Origin of the sequence: Corynebacterium sp. HMSC11E11 (genome assembly GCF_001807025.1) — a bacterium.
Taxonomy (GTDB): domain Bacteria; phylum Actinomycetota; class Actinomycetes; order Mycobacteriales; family Mycobacteriaceae; genus Corynebacterium; species Corynebacterium freneyi.
The window spans coordinates 1-19,426 of record NZ_KV787156.1; the positions used below are offsets into that span (position 1 = coordinate 1).

The 19,426-nt window shown below is 68.1% G+C and carries 12 protein-coding genes; 7 read left to right on the plus strand and 5 right to left on the minus strand.

What is annotated here, in order from left to right; all coding sequences use genetic code 11:
- The coding region (locus HMPREF3121_RS09050) for a DNA polymerase (RefSeq protein ID WP_070522524.1) at positions 1-1,821 on the plus strand (1,821 nt) is incomplete at its 5' end.
- A gap of 48 nt (positions 1,822-1,869) precedes the next feature.
- Here the strand turns inward: HMPREF3121_RS09050 and HMPREF3121_RS09055 are convergent.
- The 3 genes from HMPREF3121_RS09055 to HMPREF3121_RS09065 all read right to left on the minus strand — a co-directional run bounded on the left by HMPREF3121_RS09055 (position 1,870) and on the right by HMPREF3121_RS09065 (position 8,872).
- Positions 1,870-5,049 carry a UvrD-helicase domain-containing protein gene (locus HMPREF3121_RS09055; protein ID WP_070522527.1) on the minus strand — a complete coding sequence of 1,060 codons (3,180 nt, stop codon included), beginning with the start codon at positions 5,047-5,049 and terminating at the stop codon, positions 1,870-1,872.
- A complete protein-coding gene (locus HMPREF3121_RS09060; protein WP_070522530.1) occupies positions 5,046-7,808 on the minus strand; it encodes a PD-(D/E)XK nuclease family protein in 2,763 nt (920 codons plus the stop codon). Before HMPREF3121_RS09060 ends, HMPREF3121_RS09055 begins: the two co-directional genes overlap by 4 nt.
- Before the next feature lie 191 nt (positions 7,809-7,999).
- Positions 8,000-8,872 carry a class I SAM-dependent methyltransferase gene (locus tag HMPREF3121_RS09065; protein WP_371327339.1) on the minus strand — a complete coding sequence of 291 codons (873 nt, stop codon included), beginning with the start codon at positions 8,870-8,872 and terminating at the stop codon, positions 8,000-8,002.
- A 46-nt stretch (positions 8,873-8,918) separates the two neighbouring features.
- Here HMPREF3121_RS09065 and rpsA point away from each other — a divergent pair, with 46 nt between their 5' ends.
- Entirely contained in the window at positions 8,919-10,376 is a 1,458-nt protein-coding gene (gene rpsA / locus HMPREF3121_RS09070; protein WP_035122564.1) for a 30S ribosomal protein S1, read from the plus strand.
- 334 nt (positions 10,377-10,710) lie between these two features.
- The gene (coaE, locus tag HMPREF3121_RS12980) at positions 10,711-11,577 is read left to right on the plus strand and encodes a dephospho-CoA kinase (protein ID WP_083291572.1); all 867 of its coding nucleotides are present in this window, start codon (positions 10,711-10,713) and stop codon (positions 11,575-11,577) included.
- A gap of 52 nt (positions 11,578-11,629) precedes the next feature.
- Here coaE and HMPREF3121_RS09080 read toward each other — a convergent pair whose 3' ends face one another.
- On the minus strand, positions 11,630-12,625 hold the full coding sequence (locus HMPREF3121_RS09080) for a LysR family transcriptional regulator (RefSeq protein ID WP_210387266.1): 996 nt from the start codon (positions 12,623-12,625) through the stop codon (positions 11,630-11,632).
- Between the two features lie 70 nt (positions 12,626-12,695).
- On the opposite strand from HMPREF3121_RS09080, the gene HMPREF3121_RS09085 reads away from it, so the two are divergent.
- Positions 12,696-13,829: a YeiH family protein gene (locus HMPREF3121_RS09085; RefSeq protein WP_246816121.1), complete on the plus strand. Its 1,134-nt coding sequence runs from the start codon at positions 12,696-12,698 to the stop codon at positions 13,827-13,829.
- 69 nt (positions 13,830-13,898) lie between these two features.
- Positions 13,899-15,182: a hypothetical protein gene (locus HMPREF3121_RS09090; RefSeq protein ID WP_070522586.1), complete on the plus strand. Its 1,284-nt coding sequence runs from the start codon at positions 13,899-13,901 to the stop codon at positions 15,180-15,182.
- Positions 15,183-15,212: 30 nt separating this feature from the next.
- Here the strand turns inward: HMPREF3121_RS09090 and HMPREF3121_RS09095 are convergent, their stop codons facing one another.
- A complete protein-coding gene (locus HMPREF3121_RS09095) occupies positions 15,213-16,295 on the minus strand; it encodes a hypothetical protein (protein WP_083291564.1) in 1,083 nt (360 codons plus the stop codon).
- A gap of 165 nt (positions 16,296-16,460) precedes the next feature.
- Between HMPREF3121_RS09095 and uvrB the strand changes: the two genes are divergently transcribed.
- Positions 16,461-18,575, plus strand: a complete 2,115-nt coding sequence (gene uvrB, locus HMPREF3121_RS09100) for an excinuclease ABC subunit UvrB (RefSeq protein WP_070522542.1) — start codon at positions 16,461-16,463, stop codon at positions 18,573-18,575.
- 306 nt (positions 18,576-18,881) lie between these two features.
- Complete coding sequence (locus HMPREF3121_RS09105) at positions 18,882-19,322, plus strand: universal stress protein (protein ID WP_070522544.1); 441 nt, start codon at positions 18,882-18,884, stop codon at positions 19,320-19,322.
- Positions 19,323-19,426 lie beyond the last annotated feature (104 nt).

Below are 19,426 nucleotides of genomic sequence, written 5' to 3' on the forward strand. Positions count from 1 at the left end.
GTCGCCGTCGTCAAGCTTGACGACGGCGACCTCGGCGCGTGGCTGCGCTCCCGCCGTGGCCCGGCGGCCGTCGACTATTCCGGCGGGGAGCTGGCCATCGCCGCGTCGGAGTCGGAGGAACAGCCGGGATCCGGTGAAGCCGACGGTGACGCGGCCGGTGCCGCCGCCTCCGCCGACGCCGCCCCGCAGTCGATCGATGCCGTCGTCCTCGATCCCGCCGCCCTCGTTCCCGCCGACGCGGAGGCGCTGGCGGAGTGGCTCGCCGGCGACCACCCGAAGCTCGTCCACGACGCGAAGTCGACCATGCACGCGCTGTGGGACCACGAACTCGAGCTCGGCGGCGTCATCCACGACACCTTCCTGGCCTCCTATCTGCTGCGGCCGAGCCAGCGCAGCTATTCGCTGGACAACATCCTCCAGCGCCACCTGAACCGCACGCTCGCGCAGGCCGAGGGGCAGCTGACGCTTCTCGACGAACCCGGCCCCGGCAACGCCGACCGCGTCGCGGCGGTCTACGACCTGGCGGGCGCGCTGGCCGCCGAACTCGACGACAACGGCCTCTACGCCGTCTACGCCGACATCGAGGTTCCTCTCGCGCCGGTCCTGGGGCGCATGGAGCGGGCCGGCATCGCGGTGGACGTCGACAAGCTGAAGAGCCTGCGCGATCAGGCCGCCCGGGCCCAGTCGACGGCGGAGGACGCGGCGCGCGAGATCGTCGACCGCCCCGAGCTGAACCTGGGCTCGCCCAAGCAGCTGCAGGAAGTCCTGTTCGACCAGCTGGGCATGCCGAAGACGAAGAAGACCAAGACGGGCTATTCGACGGCGGCCAAGGAACTGGAGAACCTGGCCAAGACAAACGATCACCCGTTCCTCGAGCGGCTCATGGCGTTCCGCGAGGCGCAGAAGATGAAATCCACCGTCGAGGGCCTGATCAAGGCCGTCGGCGAGGACGGCCGCATCCACACGACGTTCAACCAGACCGTCGCCGCCACCGGCCGCCTGTCGTCGACGGAACCGAACCTGCAGAACATTCCCGTGCGCACCGAGTTCGGCCGCGAGATCCGGTCGGCGTTCGTCGCCGGCGCGGGGTACGAGGGCCTGGTCACCGCCGACTATTCGCAGATCGAGATGCGCGTCATGGCGCACCTGTCCGGCGACGAGGGGCTCATCGACGCCTACCGGCGAGGCGAGGACCTGCACAACTACGTCGGCTCGAAGGTCTTCGACGTGCCCATCGACGGCGTGACCCCGGAGTTGCGCCGCCGCGTGAAGGCGATGTCCTACGGCCTGGCGTACGGGCTGTCCGCGTTCGGTTTGGCGCAGCAACTCGACATTCCGCAGGGCGAGGCCAAGCGCCTGATGGAGGAGTACTTCGAGCGTTTCGGCGGCGTGCGCGCGTACCTGGACGGGGTCGTGGAGCAGGCCCGCAAGGACGGTTACACGGCGACCCTGCTCGACCGCCGCCGCTACCTGCCGGACCTCAATTCCGACAACCGGATGGCCCGGGACATGGCGGAGCGGGCGGCGTTGAATTCGCCGATCCAGGGCACGGCGGCGGACATCATCAAGGTGGCCATGCTCCGCGTCGACGATGCTTTGCGACGGGGCGGCGCCGGCGCCGAGGAGCCTGCGGGTGACGGCGCACTGAAGTCGCGGGTGCTGTTGCAGGTCCACGACGAACTCGTCGTGGAGGTGGCCCCGGGCGAGCGGGAGGTCATCGAGGAGATGCTGCGCCGCGAGATGGATGCCGCCTTCGAGCTGAAGGTGCCGTTGGAGGTTTCCGTCGGGGCGGGCGCGAACTGGGACGAGGCCGCGCACTAGGGGCGGATGGCCACCACCGTCGGCGCTGACCTCGGCGCTGCCCGCTGACTATGGCCGGATGGCTACCACCATCCCCTTGAGCGGCAGGTGCACGAGGATCTCTGCGGGGCGGCCCACTCCGGCCAGCTCCAACGCGTCGGCGTAGCCGGCGAGCTGTCCGATGTACGTGGCGCGCACGTGATCGAGCGGGTCGTCGCCCGGGTAGGTTTTGTGGTCGATGAGGACCACACGGCCGTCGGGCAGTTCCAGCAGCTGGTCGATCCAGCCCTCGTGGACTTGGTGGTAGTCGTTGCGCCAGGTCACCGGCACCTCAGAGCGGATCGTGGCCCCGGGGTATTCCGCCTCGAGCCAGGACAGCCAGCGGTCGCCGACGTCGGCGAGCGTGTCGGCGTCGACGTGTGCGCCGACGCCCCACGCGTCGACGAGCCGTGTCGCCGCGTCGGCGCGCACGTTCTCGGGGAGAATCGTCAACGGCAGTCCGAGGTACCCGTGGACGGCTTCGCCGACGCGCTCCCAATGCTGCCCGCCGCCGGAGACGAGCGGTGCACCGAGGACGGCGCGTTCGACGACGGCCGCGCGGTCCTTCTGCCCGTCGGTCGCGGTGATCGAGGACGGCGCCACGCGGGCGGGGACCAGACGGTCCACGGGGGCCGGTCCGCGCAGGGAGTCGAGGCCGGGGCGGTGGCGCGACGGCGCCGGTTGCGCGGCGTCGGACTCGTCCCACGCCATCGTGTCGATTCGGGCGGGCACGAACGCCTCGTTGCCATCGGCGTCGGTGATGGTCACGTTCGCATCCCCGAGGGCCATGGTGACGCCGGTGCCCCGCACGGCATCGAAGTCGACGAACCCGGAACGGGCGCACAGGATCGAATGCTTGGCCGCACGGGTCAGCGACACGTAGGCCAGACGGCGTGCGTCCTCGATTTCGGCTGCGGCGCGCTCCTTCTGGACGGGCTGGGCGGCCATCGTTTCGACGATGAGCGTCGCCTTGTCCGGGGTGGCCGGCCAGAACCGCAGGTGGCGTTCGCCGAGCGGATCCTCCAGCGTCGGCGCGTTGCGGGAGGCAACCCAGTGCCCGTCGGGGGTGAACCGATCCCTCGGCTTGGGCACCGCAACGCACACGGCGTCCCATTCCAGGCCCTTCGACGAGTGCATGGTGCCCACGTAGACGGAATCGGCGTCGCCACCGGCCTGCGGCAATTCTTCGAGGGCGTCGAACCAGCCGAGGAAACCGGACAGCGACGTCGCCCCGCCCGCCGAGCGCGTTTCATCCTGGTACAGGCGGGCCAACCCGGTGAATGCGTCGAGGGACCCCATGCGCCGCGACGGCCGCGTCCAGCCGACGATGCGGCGGCGCAGGTCGAGCGCGTCGATGACCTGCCGCACGCATTCGACGGGGGTGAGGTTGACCGCCGCACCGCGCAGTTCGCGCAGCGGGGCGAGGGCGTCGTCGCGGGCCCATTCGGCGAGCAGGTCGGCTCGCGAGTCCTTGGTGGTGTCGGCCGCGGTGAGCTGTTCGAACCAGGTGTCATGTGCGACGTGGTCGTCGCACAGCACGATGAGTTCGACCAGCGCGCGCGTATCCCTTTCGTCGAGCAGGAAGCCCAGTGCCGCGCGGATGATCTGCCCCTCCCGTGCGCCTCGCAGGTCGGCTTTGTCTCCGCTGCAGGCAATGCCCGCCGTGGTCAACTTGTCGACGATCGTCTCGACGTTGGCCGTCGACCGGGCGAGTACGGCGATCTTTCCGGGCGCGATGCCCTCGTCGATGAGCGAGGCCACGCCGGCCGTGATCGCGTCGAACCACGGTGCGTTCGAGGTGCCCTTGTCGGTGGTGGGCCGCCAGATGCGCACGTCGCCGCCGGCATGCTCCCGCTTCTTCGGCTCGGCGACGCTCAACCGGACATCGGCGTCGGGCATGGCGGCGGAGAACAGTTCGTTGGTCAGGGCCAGGGGAAGTTCGTGGGAACGCCAGGATTGGTCGAGCTTTTCGACGGTTCCGTCGATGGCCAGTTCATCGAATGCCGCCGCCATGAGCTGGGGGTCCGAACCGCGGAAACCGTAGATCGACTGCTTCGGATCGCCGACCCAGATGACCTCGCCCGCAAGCTTGCCCAGCTCGAAGAAGAGGGCGAGCTGGATCGGGTTGGTGTCCTGGAACTCGTCGACGACGAGGACCTCGTACGTTTCGGAGATGGCCGCCCGCACCGACGCCGACGAGCGGATGATGCTCAGCGCCAGGACCTCCTGGTCGGTGAAGTCGATGAGGCCGAGTTCCTTCTTGTAGGCGTCGTAGGCCGTCAGGCACTCCGCCGCGGTGATCAGCACCAGGCGGGTCAGGGTCGTCATGTCCGCGCGGTAGGCGGGATTGGCGGCGATGTCCTCGGCGATGTCGGCGAAGTCCTCGAAGGCCGCGGCAATCGGCTTCGGCGAAGTGACGTGCCCGAGTTTCGCCCACTCGTTCCACGTGATGCGGTCGAGGTCCCCGCCCATCTTCTTCGCGAGATCCCCGTACATGCGCTGCCTTCTCTGCGACGTCGCGGTCTGCTTCGCGGCCGAGGCGTCGTGTGCGATGGCCGCAGTGCAGGCCGTGATCGCGTGCTTCGCCCACTCGGCGCGCTCGTCGTCGGCATCTTCGACGGTGATGTGGTCGAGGACGTCGATGAGATCGGCGACGGATTCATCGGCGCCGGCCGCGAGGGCCTCGGGGGCGATGAGGTTCTGGCGGGCGGTGTCGGCCACGGCCCGGACGGTGGCGGCGAACGACTCGCGGACGTCGAACTCGTGGGCATCGACGGGCCTGTCGTAACCGGTGCGCAGGAAAAGGCCGCGGTGGGTGTTTTCCGCGTCGGCGATGACGGAGTCGCAGGCGAGCTCGAAGGCTCGGCTCGCCGCATCCTCGGTCAGGGTCTCCAACTCCGGGGACAGTCCGGCGTCGATGGCGAAGTCGCGCAACAGCGTCGCCGACACCGAGTTGACGGTGCCGACAAGGGCGGAACCGATGGCCTGGGCCTGCTCGACCAGGCCGTCTTCCAGCAGTTTCGAGCGGATGCGTTCCGAAAGCTCGCCCGCGGCCTTCGTGGTGAAGGTCGTGGCGATGATGGCCGACGGCGACAACCCGTCCTTGATGCGGTCCGCGAGCTTGCCCGTGATCGTATAGGTCTTGCCGGTGCCGGCGCTGGCGGTGATGATGGTCGATTTCATGGGGTTCGTCTGATTCCCGTCGCTCATGACAGATCGGCCTCGACGCCGGTGATGATTCCGTAGTCCACGTATTTCGCGGTATCCACGGGCAGGTACAGGCTCTGGGCGTCGGCGGCCTCCGCGGCCTTGGCGGACGACTTCTCCAACTCGCGTGGCTTTCCGTCGGCCGCGTTGATCAACGCGTTTCCCTCGTCGCGGACGACGCCGGAGAACATGATCTCGGACAGGGCCTTTTCCACGGAGGCCACCGCCCGTTGCCACAGGACGTCGGGGGAGAGGGCGGACCCGCCTTCGGCGCCGTCGCCGAGTTCCGGCGAGGTGGAGTCGAAGCGTCCGTACTTCAGCTCGAAGTAGGCGGTGACGATGCCGTCCAGCGGCAGATCGTCGGCGACCGACCATGCGTAGGTGGCCAGCTGCAGGGATCGCCCGTCGTTGATGAGATCCCGGTACTTGGTGCGGGACACCGAGTACTTCATGTCGATGACGACGGTGCGGCCGTCCGACGTTTCGGCGTCGAGGTCGCGGAAACCGCCCATCGTCACCTCGTGGGCGTGGGCCGCCCCGGATTCGCCGGACTGGTCGGGGGCGCGCAAATTCAGCGTCAGCGCACGCTCGATGGGGGCTTCGGCGGCGGTGACGATCATTCCGCCGCGGCGCAGGGTGCCGAACAATTCGGTGATGTTGTCCACTGCCTCGGTCTCCACCTGCTGGCGCAACCGCGCATTCCCCGGAAGGTCGAGTTCGGAGGCGTAGTGGGGCAGCAGGCGGTCGAAGCAGACGCGCACGGTTTCCCGGGAGCAGCCGTCCAGATCCTCTTCGACGATCGTCTCGACGATCGCGTGCAGGAACGTTCCGATCATCCGGTTGCCGGTCGGGATGTCGGTCACCCAGCCCTCGCGGATGCGCAGGGGATGGGACAGCAACCACTCGAGGCGGTGGATCAGCAGCTTTTCGATCTGCGAGTAGGACAGCCGCTCCGGCAACAGGTGGGTGCCCGCGGGCACGGTGCGCACCTCGGCGGCGGACTTGACCGCCTCGGCATCGGGAACATGTGGCTCGGGGACCTGCAGCGGCAGGAACGCGTCGCCGTACTTCCAGGTTCCGTCGACGACGAGCTCGTGGGCGGTCTTCTCGACCTCCTCGATCTTCGCGCCCGCCTCCGTGACGTCGTGGGTGGCGAACGCCAGCACGGGGTGCCGTGCGGTGGCGGTGCCGTCGATGGAATCCGGGACGATGGCGATGACGGTGCCCGCCCGGCGCAGACCGGCCAACTCGGCGGTGGAACGCAGCCTGGCGAGTTCCCCCGGGTCGGGGACGGTGATGCCCGCCTCGGCGAGGGCCCGCACTTCCGCCGGCGTCCAGATGCGGCGGTGCACCCGACCATCGTCGACTGCACCCCACCACAGAACGGGGCCGCGGATGCGCAGCAGCGCCGGCGACGGCAGCCGCGGGTGCTCGGAGGCTTCGGCACCGGCCAGGGGAGAGGTCTGGGGCGTGCCGCAGTCTTCGACGATCCGCTGCAACTCGCGTTCCCCGACGTCGGATGCCTGTCCGAGCACCTCGATGGCGGTGAACACGGACTGCGCCGCGATGAGCAGTTCGGGTGCCGCGAACCGGGCGCCGAGCCTCTGCACCCGCCGCGCCAGCCACTCCAGCGGCCCGATGATCGCGGCGGTGGGGCAGGTCCCGCCCGCGAACTCGATGCGGGAGGTGCGGAAACACGCGTCGAGGGTCGCGATGATCTCCTCGTTGCGCGCCGCCCGCTCCGTTTCCCCGGCCGCCGCGTCTTCCGCGATGTCCGCCCGGATTTCCTCCAGTGCGGCCATCCACGCCGGTCCGCCGACGCCGGGTTGGGCGGTCAGCGCCCCGAGGAGGGGCCGCCGGATGGCGGCGGGCACCACGCCGAGCTTGGTCACCGCGCCGGATTCGGAGTCCGTGGTGGTCAGGCCCAAGTCCAGGAATGCGGCGATGGCGTGGACGTCGATCGGCCCGCAGATGGCCGCCAGAAACAGAGGCAGCACCTGGGCCGTGGCCCGCTGGTCCGACGCCTCCGATGCGCCGAGCCGGGGCAGACCGCGCCGCGCGAGCTCCTGGTCGAGGACGTCGGTGTGATGGGTGGCCACCAGCGCGGTGTCCGGTGCCGTCGACAGGATTCGGGCGGCCGTTTCCGCCGCCTCCCATTCCGTGGCGGCGGTGATCACCCGCAGATGTTGCAGCGCCGCCGGCGCGTCTTCCTCGGCCGCCGTCACGCCGAGAGCCGCGAGGTCCGCGATGATCCCCGGCCACGGCGCCGGCAGCGCCTCCGTCGAGCCGAGGACGGTCAAGCGGTCGATGCCCGGCGGCCACTCGACGCCATCGGTGACGAGCCCGCGCAGCATCGCCGCGACCTCGCGCACCGAATCGGCCGCCCCCGGAGCGTCGAAAAGCGCCTCCGCCTCCGCCAGATCGGCCAACCGGGGAGAACCGCCCGGCACCGCCGCCCCACCCCAGCCGACGGCGACGAGCTCGTCGCGCCAGGCCAGCATCTTCTTGGCCACGGCCCACGGGTCGACGTCGAAGGACTTGCCGCACCACAGCCGCGACGTCTGCGCCAGTGCATCGCGGTACGCGCCGATGCGCAGGGGATGCTCGGTCTCGGGCGCCGTCAGCCCCAGCCGCGTGCGCAGGATCCCGGTCAAACCCGCCGGCCCGACCGTCGCGTGCCCGAGCGTGGCCCGCGTCCCCCGTCGGCCGCCGGGCTGTTCCCACCCGGCTCCGTCGAGGCCCCAACCGAAAGTGATGTCCATGCCGCCGATGGTAGAAAACCTCGTGGATCGCAGCCGGAATCTTTTCGAACAGGTGTCCCCGGACGGCCCGGACACCGTCTCCCGCGTGCACCTGCGCGGCCCCTGTTCCGGCGCGCGCCTGCCCGGCCCTACTCCGCCAATCGAGTCACGAAAATCGCGGTCCCCGGGATGACGGCCCCGCGCGGCGGCGATCATTGGCCCCACGTCACGTCGAGGTCCTCGGGCCATTCGGGTTCGACGAGGTCCTCGAGGACGAAGCCCGCCGACACCAGGTCCCGCACCCGGTCGCCCATGGTGCGGTGGTGTTCGACGTAGATCGCGGTGCCCGCGTCGTCGCGTTCCACGTACGGCGTCCGGTGGAAATAGGGGATGCCCGCCTTCAGCCCCGCCGGTCCGGGGTCGTCGGGGAAGCACCAGCGCACGGGGTGGGTCACCGAAAACACGAATCGTCCGCCGGGCCGCAGCACGCGGGCGACGCCGCGCATCAGTCCGGCGGAATCGGCCACGAAGGGGATGGCGCCGAACACGGAGAACGCGATGTCGAAGGAGTCGTCCGAAAACGGCATCGCCGCGGCGTCTGCCTGCACCAGGTTCACGCCGGTGATGTCCCGCGGGCTTTTCGTGCGTGACGACGGCCCGCGCCCCGGTCGCGCGCCGGAGTTCCCGGCTGCCGCCGCCGTGACCCCGTGGTCGAGCATGCCCATCGACACGTCGAAGGCGGTCAGGGACTTCGGAGGGCGGTGGGCCGCCAGCCAACGTGAACACGGCGCGGACCCGCAGCCGATCTCGAGGACGTCGGCGGTGGCGAGCACGTCGGCGTCGCCAAGCAACGAAGCGTGTTCCTCGCGGAGCATCGCCCCATTCGTCACACCCGCAACACCCGGGCCCGACCTGCGACGGAACTTGATTCGGTGCAGGTCGACGCGTATCGTGTTCGCGGTATGCGTGCGCGACCAGCGTACGCCTGCCGATCCGGCGTCTCCATCTCCCGACCCGAGCCGTCCGCGACGGCCCCACGAGGGCCCGTGCGGGTGTCCCGGGACGACGAGGTGCGTAAACCGGATCGACCTTGTCCATCACGATTCCTATCCGCTTCGGAGCAACCAACACATGCCCACCTCCAACACCCCTCAGGTCGCCGTCAACGACATCGGCACCGCTGAGGATTTCCTCGCCGCCGTCGACTCCACGATCAAGTACTTCAACGATGGCGACATCGTCGAGGGCACCGTCGTCAAGGTCGACCGCGACGAGGTCCTGCTCGACATCGGCTACAAGACGGAGGGCGTCATCCCCTCCCGCGAGCTGTCCATCAAGCACGATGTCGACCCCGACGAGGTGGTCGAGGTCGGTGACGAGATCGACGCCCTGGTCCTCACCAAGGAGGACAAGGAAGGCCGCCTGATCCTGTCCAAGAAGCGCGCCCAGTACGAGCGCGCCTGGGGCACCATCGAGGACCTCAAGGAGAAGGACGAGCCGGTCACCGGTACCGTCATCGAGGTCGTCAAGGGCGGCCTGATCCTGGACATCGGCCTGCGCGGCTTCCTGCCGGCGTCGCTGGTCGAGATGCGCCGCGTCCGCGACCTGCAGCCGTACATCGGCCAGGAGCTCGAGGCGAAGATCATCGAGCTGGACAAGAACCGCAACAACGTGGTCCTGTCCCGCCGTGCGTGGCTCGAGCAGACCCAGTCCGAGGTCCGCTCCGAGTTCCTGCACCAGCTGCAGAAGGGCCAGGTCCGCAAGGGCGTCGTGTCCTCCATCGTCAACTTCGGCGCCTTCGTCGATCTCGGCGGCGTCGACGGCCTGGTCCACGTTTCCGAGCTGTCCTGGAAGCACATCGACCACCCGTCCGAGGTCGTCCAGGTCGGCGACGAGGTCACCGTCGAGGTTCTCGAGGTCGACCTGAACCGCGAGCGCGTCTCCCTGTCGCTGAAGGCGACCCAGGAGGACCCGTGGCGCGTCTTCGCCCGCACCCACGCCATCGGCCAGATCGTCCCGGGCAAGGTCACCAAGCTGGTGCCGTTTGGTGCGTTCGTCCGCGTCGAGGAGGGCATCGAGGGCCTGGTCCACATCTCCGAGCTGGCCGAGCGCCACGTCGACGTCCCGGACCAGATCGTGTCCGTCGGCGAGGAGGCCATGGTCAAGGTCATCGACATCGACCTGGACCGTCGTCGCATCTCCCTGTCGCTGAAGCAGGCCGACGAGGACTTCACCGACGAGTTCGACCCGACCAAGTACGGCATGGGCGACTCCTACGACGAGCAGGGCAACTACATCTTCCCGGAGGGCTTCGACCCGGAGACCAACGAGTGGATGGAGGGCTACGAGACCCAGCGCGCCGAGTGGGAGGCCCGCTACGCCGAGGCGGAGCGCCACCACCAGCTGCACGCCGCCCAGATCGAGCGTCACCGTGCGCAGGCCGCCGAGGCCGCCGCGACCCCGTCGAACTACTCGTCCGAGACTTCGGAGAACGCCCCGGCGTCGACCGAGGCTCCGGCCGAGTCCGGCGGCACCCTCGCCTCCGACGAGCAGCTGGCCGCCCTGCGCGCCCGCCTGTCCGGCAACTGAGCGAGTCGCTGATCCGGTTCGGCGGTTGATCCGCCGGCCGTGATCGTCGGGCCCGGCCCCGTCCTCCGCGGAGGGCGGGGCCGGGGCTTTTCGTTTCAGCGGTGTACCGGAGGGCGGGGCCAGCGGATGGATGCGTCGGCGTGCGTGGCGCGTGCCCGGTTCGTGCGTGACGACGAGCGGGTCGACGGGCCCGGGGCGCGACGTTGCCGCAGATGGCGGTAGGTGGAAACGCCGACGACAAGTAACGATTTGATTACTCTCAAAAGTGTTGTGCCAAACCGAAAGTGACGCCCCAATACGCCATTGATCCGCCGGATGGCTTAAGGTGGCGGTCATGTTGAAAGTTGGATTGACCGGAGGAATGGGCAGCGGAAAGTCTTCCGTGGCCCGGCGACTGCGCGAGCTGGGGTGCGTCATCGTCGACGCCGACGCCATCGCCCGCGAGATCGTCGAACCCGGTCAGCCGGCGCTTCGGGAGCTGGTCGATGCTTTCGGCCCCGACATCGTCGACGCCGATGGCCGTCTGCTGCGCAGCAGGTTGGCCAATCGGGCGTTCACGTCGAAGGAGAAGACGGCGATGCTCAACGCGATCACGCACCCGCGGATCGCGGAGCGCACCGCCGAGCGGTTCGCCGCGGCCGAGCCGAGGGACATCGTCGTCCACGACATGCCGCTTCTGGTGGAAAACGATCTTGCGGCGGATTGCCACATCGTCCTCGTGGTGCATGCGCCGGTGGACGTGCGGGTCAAGCGTCTGGTGGAGAGTCGCGGCGTCGACGAGGCCGATGCGCGCCGCCGCATCGCCGCGCAGATCTCCGACGAGGAACGGCTGGCGGCCGCCGACGTCGTCATCGACAACTCCGGAACCGAGCAGGCGCTGATCACGCAGGTCGACAAGATTTGGCGCACCCGTCTGGTGCCCATGACCGGCATGGAGGGCCTGGTGGAGCCGCAGCCGGTGCGCCCGCCGGGTCGCATCGATCGCGAGGTGGCCCGAGTGACGCGCCAATTCGGAGTCGGCGTCGTCGGAACCGTGCTCAGCGGCAACCGGCTCGTGCTCACCCTCGACGGCGAGCCGCAGATCGGCGACGCGCCGTACAAGCACGTCGGCGCACATTGGGAAAGCCTCGACCCGGGCAACCCGGTGTCGTTGGTCCGCCAGAAGACCCCGGACTTCGACGACCGGGTCGCCGGCGCCTGAGGGATCCCCGGCGGTGCCCGACGGGTTCCCCACAGCAGCCCGACGGGTTCTCTCACCGTGACGCGATGTCGATGAGCTCCCTCGCGTTGTGGCCTGGGCCGCCGGTTCCTCGCCACACCGCGCGGATGTGGCGGCGGAAATCGAGCCGTTCGTCGACGTCGACGACGACAAGTTCGCCGTGGGCCACCGCGTCGGCGACGGCCAGTTCGCTGAGCACCCCGGGTTCACCGCTGGCCCGCACGGTGGCGGCCACGGCGGCGTTGCTGCCGAGTTCTACGGCGGGCGGCGCGGGGTTCCAGGGGGCGAGCGCCCGGTCGTGGAACGCCCGCGTGCCCGAGCCGGATTCGCGCAGGACGAGGGGAGTGGCCGCGAGTTCGGCGGCAGTGACCGGGCAGAGGGCGGGTTCGTCGGCCACCGGTGCATCCGTGGTCGCGCCCGGGGCATTGCGGCCGCGCCGCGCCCACGGGTGCCCGGGGGCGACGACCACGACGAGGTGATCGTCGGCGATCACCGTCGCGTTGAGGTCCTTGCGGGCCAGGGGCGTTTCCACGAAGCCGATGTCGCACGTGCCGGCGAGCACCTCGTCGAAGACCCGCTCGGAATTGCGCACTCTCAGTCCGACGTCGGTGTCGGGATGCCGCCGTCGGTACGTCGCCAGCCACCCCGGCATGAGGTGTTCGGCGACGGTCATGCTCGCCGACACCCGCAACGGGGTCGAGTCGTCGGCGAGGAGGGACGTGGCGTCGCGCCGGAACGTGGCGGCGGCGTCGAAGAGGGGAGCGGCGGCCGCGATCACGGACCTGCCCAGCGGCGTTGCGGTGGATCCGCGCGGGCTGCGGTCGAGGAGCGGCGCGCCGAGGGCGTCTTCGAGGGCGGCGATGGCGCGGCTGACGTTGGGTTGCGCCATGCCCGTGGCCCGCGCCGCAGCGCCCAGGCTTCCGAGTTCGTCGGCGGCGGCGAGCAACCGCAGGCCGATGAGGTGTTGGGCGGTGAAGTGCATCGCGGCCAGCTCGGGTTGACGGTCGGCTGCAGTCGGATGGACGGTCATATCAAAATCGTATGCCCTCGGACGGATTCGCCGTCTACCGGATTTCCCGCGGGTGGCCGACACTAGTGGAGTGTCTTTGAAAATCACAGCGCAGTCCCCGACGAACGTCTTGCCCGGGTTGGCGCTCGCGGCCGCGGGGGTCGCCGTGGCGTACCTGGTGGCCGCAGCGTTTTCGGTGCTCAGTCCGATGGTCGTCGCGATCATCCTCGGCGTCGTGGTCGGCAATGCGGTTCGTTTGCCCGCCGCCGTGGATCCGGGCCTCGCCGTCGCCGCGAAGCAGGTGCTGCGGATCGGCATCGTCCTGCTGGGCCTGCGGCTGTCGCTTCACGACGTCGCCGACCTGGGGGCGGGAATGATCCTCACCGTCGTCGCCGTGGTCGTCGGCGGAATCGTGGCCGGCGTGGCCATCGGGTCGGCGCTCGGCATCGACCGTCGTCTGCGACTGCTCATCGCCTGCGGCTTCTCCATCTGCGGGGCCGCGGCCGTCGCGGCGCTGGCGGGCGTGCTGGGTGCGAACGACGAAAGCGGGGAGCGGCGGTCGTCGCAAAGCAACGGCACCGCGGAAGCCGGAGGAGACGGCTCCGCCGCCGGACTGCGCGAATCCGTGGTGACGGCCGTGGCGCTCGTGGTCATCTTCGGCACGCTCATGATCCCGCTGCTGCCGGCGCTCGGGCACCTTTTCGGACTCGACGACATGACCATCGGCATGTGGGCCGGCGCGTCGGTCCATGAGGTCGCCCAGGTCGTGGCCATCGGCGGGGCGATCGGCGGGCCGGCACTGGGGGCGGCGGTCATCATCAAGCTCGGCCGCGTGCTCATGCTCGCACCGGTCATGGCCGCCATCTCGATCGGTGAACGGCGCCGCATTCTCGCCGCCGGCTCGGGTTCCGCCGGGGAACCGGGGACGAAGGGGAATGCGAGCGGCGGGGTCGGCGAAATGACGTTGCCGCCGATCATGCCGCTGTTCGTCGCGGGATTCCTGACGATGGTCGTCGTACGTTCCACCGGGATCGTTCCGCAGGGCGTCATCGACGTCGCCGGCGTCGCCGAGCAGCTGTTTCTCGGTGCCGCGATGTTCGCGCTGGGGGTCGGGGTCAAGTTCTCGCTGATCCGGAAGGTCGGGGCGGCTCCGTTCGCCATGGCGGCGCTGGTTACCGCCGTCGTTGCGGGCATCGGCATTGCGGGGGTGCTCATCGCCGGTTGATTGGCGCGGGGAGGTGCGCGACTGCCGCGCAGTTGAAAAACATTTGCAACAAATGCTCTAATGCAATCCATGTTCAACAACAAGATTGCGGTCGGCGCACTCGCCGCCGCCTCGCTCTTCCTCGCCGCCTGCTCCTCCGATGACGACGTCGCCGCCGATGGCGCCGAGGGCACCTCGGGGGACGCGGCCCGCACTCCGGCCGTGACCACCGCGACCACCGCCGCCGATGTCTCCGAAACCCGCAACGCCGAGGCGCGGCTGGCGATCAGCTACGACGGCGGCGTCATGGTTCTCGACGCCGGTGACCTCGACGGGGGAGACGAGCCCGAGGTGCTCGCCGAACTGCCCGCCGATGGCTACCTGCGCCTCAACCCCGCCGGCGACGGCCGCCACGTGTTCGTGTCCACCGACGAGGGCTTCCGCGCCCTCGACATGGGTTCGTACTCCAAGCCGCATGGCGACCACTCCCACCACTACGCCGGAGACCCGCTGTTCACCGGATTCGGGGTCGATGCGGCCAAGCCGGGCCACGTCGTCGCCGGCGACGACACCGCCGTGCTTTTCGACGACGAGACCGGCGACGTCACCACCGTGCGGTTGACCGGCATGGACGCCGTCGACCACTTCCGCGTCCCCGCCCACCACGGCATCGCGGTACTCGGGGAGGACGGGACGTACATGGTCACCATCGCCGACGACGAGGGCAACCGCACCGGCGTCGCCCAGGTCGATGCCGACGGCAAGGAGCTCAAGCGCTTCGAGGAATGCCCCGGCGCGCATGGCGCCGAGGAGTCCTCGGCCGGCATCTTCGTCGGTTGCTCCGACGGTGGCCTGGTGTACGCCGACGGCAAGGTGACCAAGGTCAAGGCGCCCGACGAGTACGGCCGCATCGGAAACCAGGCCGGCTCCACCGAGTCGAAGTACGTCCTCGGCGACTACAAGTCGGATGCCGGGGCCGCCGAAGACGGCGAGCTCGAGCGCCCCGAAAAGGTCTCCATCATCGACGCCGAAACCGGAGAACTGAAGCTCGTCGACCTGGGCACCTCCTACACCTTCCGCTCCCTGGGCATGAATGACGACGGCCTTGCGGTGGTGCTGGGCACCGACGGAAAGCTGCACCTCATCGACCCCGAGCAGGCGAAGGTGGTCAAGACCATCGACGTCATCGACGCCTGGGAGGAGTCCGAGGAGTGGCAGGACCCGCGTCCCGCGCTCGCCGTGAACGGCGACGTCGCCTACGTCACCGACCCCGCCACCAAGACGATCCACGTCGTGGACCTCACCGGCGAGAAGGAAACGCTGACCGCCGAACTGCCGGAGACCCCCGATGAGCTCGTGGTGACCGAGGGGTAACGGACGAAGGCCCCGTGCCTCCGTGAAGAGTCAGGCGAGGTCGGTCGTGTCGCTCGCGTGCAGAAGCGTCGACAGCGAAAAACAGCGGAGCCCTCCTTTGACGAAGCCCGAGCCCCGGCCGTGTTTATTGTGAAGGATCGGGCTCCGCGATCTCGTGCGCGAAGTCTCGTCACTGCGAATCGGGCTCAGGTGGTAGACCTCGTAGTTTCCTCCTGGGGCGATTCCATGCTTGAGAGCACAAGACATGACTTTGCCGAGTCGCTTTTCTTTCGCGTCGGTCGATTTCTTCAAGCGGGCGGCTTCTTTGGTGCTCCACGCTTTCGGGACCTCAATCTCGAGGATTGTGGGAAACTCAGCTTCGATCCTTTTGTCGTGGTAGAACCCGATGTACGTCACGGGAGCGATCTTGCGATCTGCAGAGTTGATGAGTGCGCCAACTTGCTCGTAAATCTTGTAGACCTCGTCGTTGCGATGGCCGATGACCGCAGTGTCAAGCTTCGGGGGTACCGGGCGCTCCCGAACGGCGTCCGACACTCGTTCTATTTCTTCGATCCACTGAGCCGCGTCGGGGTCGATCCAACTGGCGAGTTTTATGATCTTCTTGAGTTCGACGCTGGGATCGAAGCGAAGAAGCGAATCATGGTGGGCGCAACGGTTCCGAAGTTCGAAAAGATCCTCGACGCCGTTTAACACGGTTTTGCGGTCGGTGTGCACGTGGGGAAAGGCGTTGCGAAGATGGTGTCGCCAAAGGTCTTCGTTCGCGGTGGGCTTGTCCTGAAGGAGAGTTTTCCAGAAGCCCAGATTGAGATGGGCGATGATGTCGTCGGGTTCGGCAGCTGACGTTGCATCGCGCGACTGTTTCGCTGCGACATCCTTTATCGTCTTGTTGTCGAGGTGCCATGGATATGCGAGCGGGTGGATTTTCTCGAGTTGCTCCATGATCGAGTTGCGGAAGAGAACCTCCACATGGTGTATGCACTCGGTGAGTGCGGAAGCGACCTTCGCGTTCCATTCGTAAAGGAGCCACGCCTTATCGTCATCGCTATCGCATTCTTCCCGGTATGGCTTGAAACGTGCCTCGGAAACCCACCTGATGTCGCGCTTGACTCCCATGTGGGCGATGGTAGTGTCGCCCGTGAGCCGCCTCTGGCGCCAGGAGCGTCACGCGGTAAGGGCCCGGATCGTAGCCTCTGACGCCAGGAGCGTTAACGCTTGCCGGGCCCTTTTTATGCCTGCGAACGAATGTGCGATGGACTGCGGGCGCTGTAGGCTGGCCCCATGGCCTTTCCCGCAGAACAACCGGTCGTCGCCCAGTCCGAATTCCGCCCCGTCGGCGACATTGAGCGCGCCGGCGGCGAATTCGAGGTCGTCAGCGAGTTCCAACCCGCCGGCGACCAGCCCCAGGCCATCGCCGAGCTGGCGGAACGGCTGAACAAGGGGGAGCGGGAAGTGGTGCTCATGGGCGCCACCGGCACGGGCAAATCGGCCACTGCGGCGTGGCTCATCGAAAAAATGCAGCGCCCCACGCTGGTCATGGCCCCCAACAAGACCCTGGCCGCCCAGCTGGCCAACGAACTGTCGTCGTTGCTGCCCAACAACGCCGTCGAATACTTCGTCAGCTACTACGACTACTACCAACCCGAGGCGTACATCGCGCAGACGGACACCTTCATCGAAAAGGACTCGTCCATCAACGAAGACGTCGAACGCCTGCGCCACTCCGCCACCTCCGCGCTGCTGTCGCGCCGCGACGTGGTCGTCGTCAGCTCCGTGTCCTGCATCTACGGCCTGGGCACCCCGCAGTCCTACCTCGACCGATCCGCCATCCTGCGCGTCGGTGAGGAAGTCGACCGCGACGAATTCCTCCGCATGCTCGTCGACATCCAATACGCGCGCAACGACATCGCCTTCACCCGCGGCACCTTCCGCGTCAAAGGCGACGTCGTCGACATCATCCCCGCCTACGAGGAACTGGCCGTCCGAGTCGAATTCTTCGGCGACGAGATCGACTCGCTCTACTACCTCAATCCGGTGACCGGCGACGTCGTCAAGCAAGTCGACGAACTGCGGATCTTCCCCGCAACGCACTACGTCGCGGGGCCCGAACGCATGGAACGCGCCATCGAGGAAATCAAGATGGAGCTCACCGAACGGCTCGCCGACTTCGAAAACCGCGGCAAGCTCCTCGAAGCGCAGCGGCTGCGCATGCGCACCGAATACGACCTGGAAATGATCCAGCAGGTCGGATTCTGCTCCGGCATCGAAAACTACTCGCGCCACATCGACGGACGCGCCGCCGGGTCCGCGCCGGCGACGCTCATCGACTACTTCCCGGAGGACTTCCTCACCATCATCGACGAGTCGCACGTGACCGTCCCGCAGATCGGCGGCATGTTCGAAGGCGACGCCTCCCGCAAACGCAACCTGGTCGACTTCGGGTTCCGACTGCCGTCGGCGCTGGACAACCGGCCGCTGACGTTCGAGGAATTCGACGCGCGCGTCGGCCAGGTGGTGTTCATGTCCGCAACGCCCGGACCCTACGAGCTGGGGCAGACCGGCGGCGAAGTCGTCGAGCAGGTCATTCGCCCCACCGGTCTGGTCGACCCGAAGGTCGTGGTCAAACCGACCCAGGGGCAGATCGACGACCTCATCCACGAAATCCGGCTGCGCGAAGACAGGGGCGAACGCGTCCTGGTGACCACGCTGACCAAGAAGATGGCGGAGGACCTCACCGACTACCTGCTGGAAAACGGCGTCCGCGTCCGCTACATGCACTCCGACGTGGACACGCTCAAGCGCGTCGAACTGCTGCGGCAACTGCGGCTGGGCGACTACGACGTGCTGGTGGGCATCAACCTGCTGCGCGAGGGGCTCGACCTGCCCGAGGTGTCGCTCGTCGCCATCCTCGACGCCGACAAGGAAGGCTTCCTGCGTTCGACGACATCGCTGATCCAGACCATCGGCCGTGCGGCGCGAAACGTCTCCGGCGAAGTGCACATGTACGCCGACTCGATCACCGACTCGATGCGCAACGCGATCGAGGAGACGGAGCGGCGCCGCGAAAAGCAGATCGCCTACAACACCGAGCACGGCATCGACCCGCAACCGCTGCGCAAGAAGATCGCCGACATCCTCGACCAGGTCCACGAAAATCAGTCGGAGGGCGGCGATGGGGCGGCCGGGGATGCCGCGGCCGCCGATGCGGCGCTGGCCGAACGGGCGAGCATCGAGGGCATGCCGAAGGCGCAGCTGCAGAAGCTCATCGACGACCTGACCGCCCAAATGGGCGCCGCCGCCCGCGAGCTGAAGTTCGAGTTGGCGGGCCGGCTGCGCGACGAAATCCACGACCTGAAGAAGGAGCTGCGCGGCATGGAGGAGGCCGGGCTGGAGTAGGCGCCGGGCGAACGGGGTTAGTGGCGGGGGATACTTTTGGGTCCGCATGAGATGCCCGCCACATTCGACGAGAGGCGTGATGACGTGCGCAGATGCTCGAAAATCAGTGAATGATCATTCGCGCACCGTCGGAAATGCCCGATCCGCCTGGCCCCGATTTTGCTAGTCTTGGGCAAAGGAACACGGCCCGAACGGCGCTTCCGACGTGCCCGGCCTGACGTTCCTCGCACCACCTCGATCGCACTGCGGCGATCTCGACAAAAATCAATCTCGAACCACCACCGAGTTTTGCGGAAGGCAGTTTTCATGAGCGCTTACCAGACCATCGTCGTCGGCACCGACGGCTCGAAGTCCTCGCTTCTTGCAGTCGAGCGCGCGGCGGGCATCGCCGCGGCGTTCGATGCGACCCTGGTCATCGGCTGCGCGTACTACGAGAACCAGGAAGCCGCTTCCTCGACGCTGCGCCAGGACTCCGTCCAGGTGCTCGGCGATGACCCGGCCCAGGAGAACCTGGCCACCGCCAAGAAGGCCGCCGAGGCCGCCGGCGCCAAGAACGTCGAGACCGAGGTCAAGGCCGGCTCCCCGGTCGAGGCCCTCATGACCCTGGTCAACGACCGCAACGCCGATCTGCTCGTCGTGGGCAACCGCGGCATCAACTCGCTGACCGGCCGTCTGCTGGGTTCCGTCCCGGCCGATGTCGCGCGTCAGTCCGACTGCGACGTCATGATCGTCCACACGGTCGCCTAACCCAGGTTTTTCGGCCACGTCTGCGGGAGTTTTTCCCGTGCGTGACGACGAAACCCCGGTCGCCCTTCGTTCGGGTGGCCGGGGTTTCGTCGTGTCGCATCTCG

Excerpts from the sequence above, each read along its gene's own strand:
- HMPREF3121_RS09055 (WP_070522527.1), bottom strand. The coding sequence starts at position 5,049 with ATGAGCGACGGGAATCAGACGAACCCCATGAAATCGACCATCATCACC.
- HMPREF3121_RS09060 (WP_070522530.1), bottom strand. The coding sequence starts at position 7,808 with ATGGACATCACTTTCGGTTGGGGCCTCGACGGAGCCGGGTGGGAACAG.
- rpsA (WP_035122564.1), top strand. The coding sequence starts at position 8,919 with ATGCCCACCTCCAACACCCCTCAGGTCGCCGTCAACGACATCGGCACC.
- coaE (WP_083291572.1), top strand. The coding sequence starts at position 10,711 with ATGTTGAAAGTTGGATTGACCGGAGGAATGGGCAGCGGAAAGTCTTCC.
- HMPREF3121_RS09080 (WP_210387266.1), bottom strand. The coding sequence starts at position 12,625 with ATGACCGTCCATCCGACTGCAGCCGACCGTCAACCCGAGCTGGCCGCG.
- HMPREF3121_RS09090 (WP_070522586.1), top strand. The coding sequence starts at position 13,899 with ATGTTCAACAACAAGATTGCGGTCGGCGCACTCGCCGCCGCCTCGCTC.
- HMPREF3121_RS09095 (WP_083291564.1), bottom strand. The coding sequence starts at position 16,295 with ATGGGAGTCAAGCGCGACATCAGGTGGGTTTCCGAGGCACGTTTCAAG.
- uvrB (WP_070522542.1), top strand. The coding sequence starts at position 16,461 with ATGGCCTTTCCCGCAGAACAACCGGTCGTCGCCCAGTCCGAATTCCGC.
- HMPREF3121_RS09105 (WP_070522544.1), top strand. The coding sequence starts at position 18,882 with ATGAGCGCTTACCAGACCATCGTCGTCGGCACCGACGGCTCGAAGTCC.